This is a genomic window from Streptomyces glaucus (genome assembly GCF_039533365.1).
GTDB lineage: Bacteria > Actinomycetota > Actinomycetes > Streptomycetales > Streptomycetaceae > Streptomyces > Streptomyces glaucus.
Genome location: NZ_BAAATK010000050.1, coordinates 38,026 through 47,261 on the forward strand (window position 1 = coordinate 38,026; position 9,236 = coordinate 47,261).

General features: G+C 71.9%; 11 protein-coding genes. 7 read left to right on the forward strand and 4 right to left on the reverse strand.

Annotated elements, in window-relative coordinates; translation table 11 throughout:
• Positions 1–285 precede the first annotated feature (285 nt).
• The 3 genes from ABD363_RS27355 (at position 286) to ABD363_RS27365 (ending at position 2,478) form a co-directional block, all read left to right on the forward strand.
• The gene (locus tag ABD363_RS27355; RefSeq protein WP_344608213.1) at positions 286–1,431 is read left to right on the forward strand and encodes a GAF domain-containing sensor histidine kinase; all 1,146 of its coding nucleotides are present in this window, start codon (positions 286–288) and stop codon (positions 1,429–1,431) included.
• Positions 1,424–2,065, forward strand: coding sequence for a response regulator (locus ABD363_RS27360; protein ID WP_344608215.1), 642 nt, complete (start codon positions 1,424–1,426; stop codon positions 2,063–2,065). Before ABD363_RS27355 ends, ABD363_RS27360 begins: the two co-directional genes overlap by 8 nt.
• 164 nt (positions 2,066–2,229) lie before the next feature.
• Positions 2,230–2,478: a chaplin gene (locus tag ABD363_RS27365; RefSeq protein ID WP_344608217.1), complete on the forward strand. Its 249-nt coding sequence runs from the start codon at positions 2,230–2,232 to the stop codon at positions 2,476–2,478.
• Positions 2,479–2,624: 146 nt separating this feature from the next.
• On the opposite strand, the gene ABD363_RS27370 is transcribed toward ABD363_RS27365, so the two are convergent.
• The gene (locus ABD363_RS27370; protein WP_344608219.1) at positions 2,625–3,449 is read right to left on the reverse strand and encodes a hypothetical protein; all 825 of its coding nucleotides are present in this window, start codon (positions 3,447–3,449) and stop codon (positions 2,625–2,627) included.
• Between the two features lie 151 nt (positions 3,450–3,600).
• On the opposite strand from ABD363_RS27370, the gene ABD363_RS27375 reads away from it, so the two are divergent.
• The 3 genes from ABD363_RS27375 (at position 3,601) to ABD363_RS27385 (ending at position 5,976) form a co-directional block, all read left to right on the forward strand.
• Positions 3,601–4,398: an ABC transporter ATP-binding protein gene (locus tag ABD363_RS27375; RefSeq protein WP_344608221.1), complete on the forward strand. Its 798-nt coding sequence runs from the start codon at positions 3,601–3,603 to the stop codon at positions 4,396–4,398.
• Positions 4,399–4,453: 55 nt separating this feature from the next.
• Positions 4,454–4,885, forward strand: a complete 432-nt coding sequence (locus ABD363_RS27380) for an NfeD family protein (RefSeq protein ID WP_344608223.1) — start codon at positions 4,454–4,456, stop codon at positions 4,883–4,885.
• A 131-nt stretch (positions 4,886–5,016) separates the two neighbouring features.
• A complete protein-coding gene (locus tag ABD363_RS27385; protein ID WP_344608225.1) occupies positions 5,017–5,976 on the forward strand; it encodes an SPFH domain-containing protein in 960 nt (319 codons plus the stop codon).
• A 66-nt stretch (positions 5,977–6,042) separates the two neighbouring features.
• On the opposite strand, the gene ABD363_RS27390 is transcribed toward ABD363_RS27385, so the two are convergent.
• The 3 genes from ABD363_RS27390 to ABD363_RS27400 all read right to left on the reverse strand — a co-directional run bounded on the left by ABD363_RS27390 (position 6,043) and on the right by ABD363_RS27400 (position 8,099).
• On the reverse strand, positions 6,043–6,549 hold the full coding sequence (locus tag ABD363_RS27390; protein WP_344608227.1) for an HNH endonuclease: 507 nt from the start codon (positions 6,547–6,549) through the stop codon (positions 6,043–6,045).
• Positions 6,550–6,736: 187 nt separating this feature from the next.
• Positions 6,737–7,276 carry a YbhB/YbcL family Raf kinase inhibitor-like protein gene (locus ABD363_RS27395; RefSeq protein ID WP_344608229.1) on the reverse strand — a complete coding sequence of 180 codons (540 nt, stop codon included), beginning with the start codon at positions 7,274–7,276 and terminating at the stop codon, positions 6,737–6,739.
• 40 nt (positions 7,277–7,316) lie between these two features.
• Positions 7,317–8,099, reverse strand: a complete 783-nt coding sequence (locus ABD363_RS27400; RefSeq protein WP_344608231.1) for a sporulation protein — start codon at positions 8,097–8,099, stop codon at positions 7,317–7,319.
• A gap of 193 nt (positions 8,100–8,292) precedes the next feature.
• On the opposite strand from ABD363_RS27400, the gene ABD363_RS27405 reads away from it, so the two are divergent.
• On the forward strand, positions 8,293–8,934 hold the full coding sequence (locus tag ABD363_RS27405) for a DNA-3-methyladenine glycosylase (protein ID WP_344608233.1): 642 nt from the start codon (positions 8,293–8,295) through the stop codon (positions 8,932–8,934).
• Positions 8,935–9,236 lie beyond the last annotated feature (302 nt).

Genomic DNA, 9,236 nt, shown 5'->3' on the forward strand with positions numbered 1-9,236 from the left:
ATGGACTCCGCCCCGGCCTCGCATTCGGTTGCGCCGGCAATGCACCGGGTGAGGCCCGTCCTCCCGGAGGGGAAGGCGCGTCCCCCGGGACCCGCGCCGCGGACCCGGCCGCCCGGACCGGGCGGCGCCCCCGGCCCCGGCGCCCTCCGGTACGGGTGTCCTCGGCGCGGGAGCCGGGACCGCCCCGGACCCGGGCCGCGCGGGCGGGTCCTGGGCCCATCGGCGGAGGAGAGGGCCGTCGCCGGTCCGATCCGCGCCGCCGCGACCCGCCGGTACCGTGAAGGTATGAGTCACGGCCCCCGGTCCGGCCTCGCCGCGGTGAGCTCCGCGCTGCTGGCCATGAGCAGGCACCTGGAGGTGCGCGACGTCCTCAAGACGATCGTCGCCTCCGCCCGCGAACTGCTCGACGCGCAGTACGCCGCCCTCGGCGTCCCCGACGACCACGGCGGCTTCGCCCAGTTCGTGGTCGACGGCGTCAGCGACGAGCAGTGGAAGGCCATCGGCCCCCTCCCGCGCCAGCACGGCATCCTCGCCGCGATGCTGCACGAGGCCAAGGTCGAGCGCCTCGCCGACGTCCGCCGGGACCCCCGCTTCGAGGGCTGGCCGTCCGCCCACCCCGACCTGGCCGACTTCCTGGGCCTGCCGATCCGCGACGGCGACGAGGTCATCGGAGCGCTGTTCCTGGCGAACAAGAACTGCCCGAAGCCCGAAGGCGGTTGCGGCTTCACGGCCGACGACGAGGAACTGCTCTCCATCCTCGCCCAGCACGCCGCCATCGCCCTCACCAACGCCCGCCTGTACGAGCGCAGCCGCGAACTGACCATCGCCGAGGAGCGCTCCCGCCTCGCCCACGAACTGCACGACGCGGTCAGCCAGAAGCTCTTCTCCCTCCGCCTGACCGCCCAGGCCGCCGCCCGCCTCGTCGACCGCGATCCCTCCCGCGCCAAGGGCGAGCTCCAGCAGGTGGCCGCCCTCGCCGCCGAGGCCGCCGACGAACTGCGCGCGGCCGTCGTCGAGTTGCGGCCGGCCGCCCTCGACGAGGACGGCCTCGTCGCCACCCTGCGCACCCAGGCCCAGGTCCTCGACCGCGCCCACAGCGCGCGCGTGACCTTCACCGGCCGCGGCGTCAGGGCCCTGCCGTCCGCCCAGGAGGAGGCCGTGCTCCGCGTCGCCCAGGAGGCGCTGCACAACGCCCTGCGGCACTCCGGGGCGGAGCACGTCGACGTGACCCTGGAGCGGCGCGGCGCCGGAGCGGTCCTGCGGGTCACGGACGACGGCAGCGGCTTCGACCCGCAGGCGGTGCGCCGCGCGGGACGCCACCTGGGCCTGGTCTCCATGCGGGACCGGGCGAGCGGCGTCGGCGGCCGGCTGAGCGTGGAATCGGCGCCCGGCAAGGGCACCACGATCGAGATGGAGGTTCCCGGTGGCTGACGCGATCAAGGTGCTGCTCGTGGACGACCACCAGGTGGTCCGCCGGGGTCTGCGCACGTTCCTCGAGGTGCAGGACGACATCGAGGTCGTGGGCGAGGCCGCGGACGGCGCCGAAGGCGTCCGGCGGGCCGAGGAGCTCGGCCCCGACGTCATCCTCATGGACGTCAAGATGCCGGGCACGGACGGCGTCGAGGCGCTGCGCCGGCTCCGCGAGCTGGACCACCCCGCGCGCGTGCTCGTCGTCACCAGCTTCACCGAGCAGCGCACGGTGGTCCCGGCCCTGCGGGCCGGCGCCGCCGGGTACGTGTACAAGGACGTGGACCCGGACGCGCTGGCCGGCGCCATCCGCTCCGTCCACGCCGGTCACATCCTGCTCCAGCCGGAGGTCGCGGGCGCCCTGCTCGCCCAGGAGGAGACGGGCGCCGGACACGGCCGGGGAACCTCCCTCACGGACCGGGAACGCGAGGTGCTCGGTCTGATAGCGGACGGCCGCTCCAACCGGGAGATCGCCCGCGCGCTGGTCCTGTCCGAGAAGACGGTGAAGACCCACGTCTCGAACATCCTGATGAAACTCGACCTGGCGGACCGCACCCAGGCGGCCCTGTGGGCCGTACGCCACGGCCTGACGGACTGAACCCGCGCCCCTCCCGGCACCGCGGAGCCCCGGAAGGTTCCCCTCCGGACTGAGATTCATACTGTCGTGGGAATGTCCCCCACTCGGCGTATCCCTCGGTGGTCTCCGCCGTTCTCCAGTGCGTGCCGCGGCGACTGCCGCGGAATCGCAAGGAGGACTGAGAAGTGAAGAACCTGAAGAAGGCAGCGGCTGTGACGATGGTGGCCGGCGGTCTGCTCGCGGCCGGCAGCGGCGTGGCCTCCGCCACCGACGGCGATGCGGTGGCCCACGGCACCGCCGTCGGCTCGCCGGGCGTCGCCTCGGGCAACGTCGTCCAGGCCCCGGTGCACGTCCCGGTCAACGTGTCCGGCAACAGCGTCAATGTCGTCGGCGTGCTGAACCCGGCCTTCGGCAACCTGGCCGTCAACCGCTGACCCCGGCCCGCCGGGCCGGTGCCGACCTCCGGTCTCCCGGGCCGCCCGGGAGACCGGTCACGCACGTCACCGGCGCCCGCGGCCCGGGGGACCGGCGGCGCGACCTCCGGACGCGCCGAGGGCGCCGCCGGTCACGGACACCCGCCTCAGCCCCTCCCGCGCTCCCGCTCCTCCACGACGGAGTTGTACGCGGCGACCTGCGCCCGCCGGGCCGTCCGCTCCACCGGCCGCAACGCGGCCGTCCGCGCCGCCATCTCCGAGGCGCTCACCGCGCCCCCCTCCCCGCTCCGGTACGCCAGCGAGATCAGCACCCCCACCCGCCGCGCCAGCTCCAGCACCCGCACCGCCCGCGGCGGATACCCCGGCGCCAGCACCTCCCACTCCCGCCCGCCCGTCCCCCGGCCACCGCTGCGCGCCGCCCCGCCGACCCGCGCCCGGTACGCGTCGATCGCCGCCTGCGCCGCCGGCCCCGACCCGGCCACGTCCAGCCGCGTCAGCACCTCGGTCGCCTCCCGCAGCGCCTCCGCCAGCTCCCGCTCGGCCTCCCCGAGCGACGGCACGTCGGCGGGCGGCGCCTCCCGCACCGGCAGGCAGTGCCAGACGACCTCCACGTGCGCGTCGCCCTCGGGCCCGGCCTCGTACACCTCCGGCACGAAACCCAGCGCGGCGCCGTGGCAGACCACCGCCTCCCGGGCCTCCAGCGCCCGCGCGTTGAACTCCGGCGGCCCGCTCAGCCCCAGCGGATGCCCGGGCACGGGCAGCGCGACCCGCAGCCCGGAGGCGCCGAGCGTCCGCAGCCGGCCCAGCGCCAGCGTCAGACCGACGGGGGCCGACTCGCCGGGCAGCCCCTCCACCCGGTGCACCGCGTCCTCGCCGACGATCGCGAGCACGGCGTCATCCGGCGACACAAGTCCGGCAATCAGGGCGTTTCCCCAGGCGGCAAGGCGTCCTGAGCGTGGTTCCGACAGCATGCCTCCACCCTAAGGACCGGACCGATGGAATGCCCGGGGCGACCGGTGGCGTAGATTTCGTTGAGGGCTGCGCCCACCGGCGCGGCGGACCGAGCCACAGGCGTACGCGACAGCCGAGACCGGCCACACTGCAAGGGGAGACAACGCGCTCATGAGCGATGTTCTGGAGCTTCAGGACGTATCCGTGGTCCGCGAGGGCCGGGCTCTGGTGGACCAGGTCTCCTGGTCGGTCAAGGAGGGCGAGCGCTGGGTCATCCTCGGCCCGAACGGCGCCGGCAAGACGACCCTCCTGAACGTCGCGTCCAGCTACCTCTTCCCCACCAAGGGCACCGCCACCATCCTCGGCGAGACCCTCGGCGAGCCCGGCACCGACGTCTTCGAGCTGCGCCCCCGCATCGGCATGGCCGGCATCGCCATGGCCGACAAGCTGCCCAGGCGCCAGACCGTCCTGCAGACCGTGCTGACCGCCGCGTACGGCATGACGGCCGGCTGGCGGGAGGAGTACGAGGACATCGACGAGCAGCGCGCCCGCGCCTTCCTCGACCGCCTCGGCATGTCCGAGTACCTGGACCGCAGGTTCGGCACCCTCTCCGAGGGCGAGCGCAAGCGCACCCTGATCGCCCGCGCCCTGATGACCGACCCCGAGCTGCTGCTCCTCGACGAGCCGGCCGCCGGCCTCGACCTCGGCGGGCGCGAGGACCTCGTGCGCCGCCTCGGCCGCCTCGCCCGCGACCCCATCGCCCCCTCGATGATCATGGTCACCCACCACGTCGAGGAGATCCCCCCGGGCTTCACCCACGTCCTGATGATCCGCCAGGGCAAGGTCCTCACCGCCGGCCCCCTGGAGCTCGAACTGACCTCCCGCAACCTCTCCCTCTGCTTCGGACTGCCGCTCGTCGTCGAGCAGGTCGGCGACCGCTGGACCGCGCAGGGCCTGCCGCTGTCCTGACCGCGCCCGCTTCGCGCCCTGTCCCCGGCGGCACCCGCGGACCTACCATGACCGTGTGAACGACATCGACGCATGGGTGTGGTGGCTCGTCGCCGCAGCAGGACTCGGAATCCCGCTCGTTGTGACCGCGATGCCCGAGTTCGCCATGTTCGCGGTGGGCGCCGTCGCCGCCGCGGGCGTCGCGGGATTCGGCGCCGGCATCGTCGTCCAGGTGCTCGTCTTCGTCGTCGTCTCGGTCGCCCTCATCGCCGTCGTGCGGCCCATCGCGGCCCGGCACCGCACGCAGCGGCCCCAACTCGCCACCGGTGTGGACGCGTTGAAGGGCAAACAGGCCGTCGTGCTGGAGCGCGTCGACGGCTCCGGTGGCCGGATCAAGCTCGCCGGCGAGGTCTGGTCGGCGCGCTCCCTCGACACCGACCGCGCCTACGAAGCAGGCCAGGAAGTGGATGTCGTGGACATCGAGGGGGCCACGGCGATCGTCATCTGACCTCGTAGGGCGCAACTGGGGCGAACACCTCGCGAGGCAGGCGACGGTCTGTCAGACTCGACCAGCAAGATCTTCGACAACCATAAGATCTGCCGAGAGCGTCAAGGCGGAGAAGGGTACGGGGAACGACGGTGGAACCGGTCATCATCGTCTTGATCATCCTGGTGGTGTTGGTCTTCATCGCCCTGATCAAGACCATCCAAGTCATCCCACAGGCCAGCGCCGCCATCGTCGAGCGCTTCGGCCGCTACACGCGGACGCTGAACGCGGGCCTCAACATCGTCGTCCCGTTCATCGACACCATCCGCAACCGCATCGACCTGCGCGAACAGGTCGTCCCGTTCCCGCCGCAGCCGGTGATCACCCAGGACAACCTGGTCGTCAACATCGACACCGTCATCTACTACCAGGTGACCGACGCCCGGGCCGCGACGTACGAGGTCGCCAGCTATATCCAGGCCATCGAGCAGCTCACCGTCACCACGCTGCGCAACATCATCGGCGGCATGGACCTGGAGCGCACCCTGACCTCCCGCGAGGAGATCAACGCGGCCCTGCGCGGCGTCCTCGACGAGGCCACCGGCAAGTGGGGCATCCGCGTCAACCGCGTCGAACTCAAGGCGATCGAGCCGCCGACCTCCATCCAGGACTCGATGGAGAAGCAGATGCGCGCCGACCGCGACAAGCGCGCCGCGATCCTCCAGGCCGAAGGCGTCCGGCAGTCCGAGATTCTGCGCGCCGAGGGTGAGAAGCAGTCCCAGATCCTGCGCGCCGAGGGCGAGGCCAAGGCCGCCGCCCTGCGCGCCGAGGGCGAGGCCCAGGCCGTCCGTACGGTCTTCGAGGCGATCCACGCCGGCGACCCGGACCAGAAGCTGCTCTCCTACCAGTACCTCCAGATGCTCCCGAAGATCGCCGAGGGCGACGCCAACAAGCTCTGGATCGTCCCCAGCGAGATCGGCGACGCCCTCAAGGGCCTGTCCGGCGCCGTCGGCAACTTCGGTGCCATGGGCGGCGGTTCGGGCGGCAGCGGGGCACCGGGCAAGGGCGGCCCCGGCGGTGCGGAGCGCCGCGAGAAGCCGCCCATCGACTGACCGGCCGTCACACGGCGCCGGGGCCCGCCTCCATGAGGAGACGGGCCCCGGCGCCGTGCCGTACGTCTACGCGGCGTCCCGCGCCAGCCACCCGGGCAGCGCGTCGAAGTCCTCCTGCCCGAGCGCCAGCAGCATCGCGTCCGCCGGCGTCGGCTCGAACGGCTGCCGCAGCAGCGTCATACCGGCCTCCTCCGGAGTCCGGTTCGCCTTGCGGTGGTTGTCCTCGGCGCACGCGGCGACCGTGTTCAGCCAGGTGTCCCGGCCGCCTTGCGACCGCGGCACCACATGGTCCACGGTCGTCGCCCGCCTGCCGCAGTACGCGCAGCGGTGCCGGTCCCGGACCAGCACGCCCCGCCTCGACCACGGCGCTTGTCTGCGGAAGGGCACCCGTACGTACCTGCACAGCCGGATCACGCGGGGCGCCGGTATGTCGACCGCGGCTCCACGCATCCGCAGTTCGGGATGGGCCTGCTCGACGACGGCCTTGTCCTGCAGGACCAGAACGACGGCTCGGTTCAGCGTCACCGTCGACAGCGGCTCGAAGCTCGCGTTCAGCACCAGCGTGTCCCGCATACCAGCCCACCTCCCGTGTGCCCTGGCCCACCCCTTGGCGGGCTGGGATCAACTCTGGCCGGGCACGCCGGGACGGACAACGCAATATCCGCTGCTCCCACGGGGAGTGACCCCGCGGCCCCCCACGACAAAAATGCCCGCCTCCGATCACTTCCAAGACCGGAGACGGGCAAACGTCCCGTGAACGTCAGGCTTCGGCGGGCACCTCGTACTCACCGATCAGCTGGGCCCGCGCGATCGTGTGGAACCGCAGGTTGAACCCTACGAACGCGGGCGTGGCGTCCGCGTCCGGGCCGAGCTTCTCCTGGTCCACGGCGTACACCGTGAACACGTACCGGTGCGGTCCGTCCCCGGCCGGCGGCGCGGCACCGCCGAAGTCCTTGGTGCCGTAGTCGTTGCGCGCCTGGATCGCGCCCTCCGGCAGACCCTCGAACCCGCCGCTGCCCGCACCCGCCGGCAGCTCGGTCACCGAGGCCGGGATGTCGAACACCACCCAGTGCCAGAACCCGCTGCCCGTCGGGGCGTCCGGGTCGTAGCAGGTCACGGCGAAGCTCTTGGTCTCGGGCGGGAAGCCCTCCCACCGCAGGTGCGGCGAGGTGTTGCCGGCCGCGTAGACCTGAGCGTCCTTGAGCGTCGCCCCTTCCTGGACGTCCTCGCTCGTGACCGTGAAGGACGGCACGGGCGGATGGAAGTCGTGGGGGAGCGGCCGCCGCCTGAGCTCGGTCACCTGGGTACCTCCTGATCGGTTCGTTGCCTGCGGGTCGAGCCTAGAACCAGTTGCGCTTGCTGCCGACCTCGGCCAGCCACTGGTTGAGGTAGGCCGCCCAGTCGGTCCCCTGATAGTCGAGCAGCCCCACCTGGAACGACCGGAAGGTGTCGCTGCCCTCGCTGAACAGCCCCGGCTTCTTGTCCATCTCCAGCACGACGTCCATCGCCTGCTCGTCGGCCACGAAGCTCAGCTCGACCTGGTTCAGACCGCGGTACTGCTGCGGCGGGAGGAACTCGATCTCCTGGTAGAACGGCAGCTTCTGCCGCGTGCCCCGGATCAGGCCGCGCTCCAGGTCCGCGTTCTTGAAACGGAAGCCCAGCTGGACGAAGGCGTCGAGGATCGCCTTCTGGGCCGGCAGCGGGTGCACGTTGATCGGGTCCAGGTCACCGGAGTCCACGGCCCGCGCGATCTCCAGCTCCGTCGTCACGCCGATGTTCATCCCGCGCAGCGCCTGCCCGTCGATCATCGTGATCGGCGTCTCCCACGGGATCTCCAGCCCGAACGGCACCGTGTGCACGGCGTTCGCCTGCAGCTCGAAGGCCCCGCCGAGCCGCACCTTCGTGAACTCGATGTCCTGCTTGTACTCCTGGTCCCCGCTCTCGACCTCGACCTTGGCCTGCAGCCCGACCGACAGTCCCTCGATCTGCTGGTTCACGGACCCGCCCTGGATCCGCACCTCGCCCTGGACGACACCGCCCGGAACGACGTTGACCTCGTTCAGCACCGTCTCGACCGAAGCCCCGCCGGCCCCCAGGCTCGCGAGCAGCTTCTTGAACGCCATGTCTCTCCCTTTCCAGGCGGCCCCAGGGGCGGCGCCCGTTCCGTCGTCCAGCCTCTGACTTGCGAAGGAATCCTCGAGCGGACCCCTGACCCCTACAAACGCGATCCGGCCGTGGCCGGTTCCTCGCCCCGGCAGGGCGAACGACCCCCGACCACCCCTGCTGCCCCGCCCGTCTGCGTTACCCTCGGACGGCATGATCGCGACCTCCGACCGTACCCCTCTGCCCCGGGAGTTCTTCGACCGACCCGTCCTGGAGGTCGCCCCCGACCTCCTGGGCCGCATCCTCGTACGCACCACCCCGGACGGTCCGATCGCACTCCGCCTCACCGAGGTCGAGGCCTACGACGGCCCCAACGATCCCGGCTCCCACGCCTACCGGGGCCGCACCGCCCGCAACGGCGTGATGTTCGGTCCCCCCGGCCACGTGTACGTCTACTTCACCTACGGCATGTGGTTCTGCATGAACCTGGTCTGCGGTCCGGAGGGCAGGGCGAGCGCCGTCCTGCTCCGCGCCGGCGAGATCGTCGAGGGCGCGGAGCTGGCCCGGGAGCGCCGTCTCTCGGCCCGCAACGACAAGGAACTCGCCAAGGGGCCGGCCCGCCTGTGCACGGCCCTGGGCGTGGACCGGGCCCTGGACGGCACGGACGCGTGCGCCGCCGGCGAGACGCCGCTGCGCGTACTGACGGGCGCGCCCGTCCCCTCCGACCAGGTACGCAACGGACCGCGCACCGGCGTGGCGGGCGAGGGGGGCGTCCACCCCTGGCGCTACTGGATCGCCGACGACCCGACGGTCAGCCCGTACCGGGCCCACGTACCGAGGCGACGCCGGGGTTGACGCGGGCTGGGGAGATGCGTAATGTAGTCCGAGCCGCTGAACCGGGTACTGTGATCGTCAGCAGCCGGAGCGGCCAATCCACTACCTACGCTCTCCCCTCAGCGGGGACGAATTCAGCGTGTCCGCATGTCTGAATTCGAAACCTGCGGGACTCGATTATGAGTCGAGCGGGGAATCGGCTAACGTAGTGAATGTCGAAAGGCCACCGGGCGAAAGCCCGGCCCGTAGACAAATCCCGTCGACTGGGAATCGGATCGGAAAAGGATCTGATAGAGTCGGAGACACCGAAGGGAAGCGCCCGG

What these genes read in the sequence shown, in the direction of transcription:
- ABD363_RS27375 (WP_344608221.1), top strand. Translation starts at nt 3,601, where the DNA reads ATGAGCGATGTTCTGGAGCTTCAGGACGTATCCGTGGTCCGCGAGGGC.
- ABD363_RS27355 (WP_344608213.1), top strand. Translation starts at nt 286, where the DNA reads ATGAGTCACGGCCCCCGGTCCGGCCTCGCCGCGGTGAGCTCCGCGCTG.
- ABD363_RS27400 (WP_344608231.1), bottom strand. Translation starts at nt 8,099, where the DNA reads ATGGCGTTCAAGAAGCTGCTCGCGAGCCTGGGGGCCGGCGGGGCTTCG.
- ABD363_RS27390 (WP_344608227.1), bottom strand. Translation starts at nt 6,549, where the DNA reads ATGCGGGACACGCTGGTGCTGAACGCGAGCTTCGAGCCGCTGTCGACG.
- ABD363_RS27370 (WP_344608219.1), bottom strand. Translation starts at nt 3,449, where the DNA reads ATGCTGTCGGAACCACGCTCAGGACGCCTTGCCGCCTGGGGAAACGCC.
- ABD363_RS27405 (WP_344608233.1), top strand. Translation starts at nt 8,293, where the DNA reads ATGATCGCGACCTCCGACCGTACCCCTCTGCCCCGGGAGTTCTTCGAC.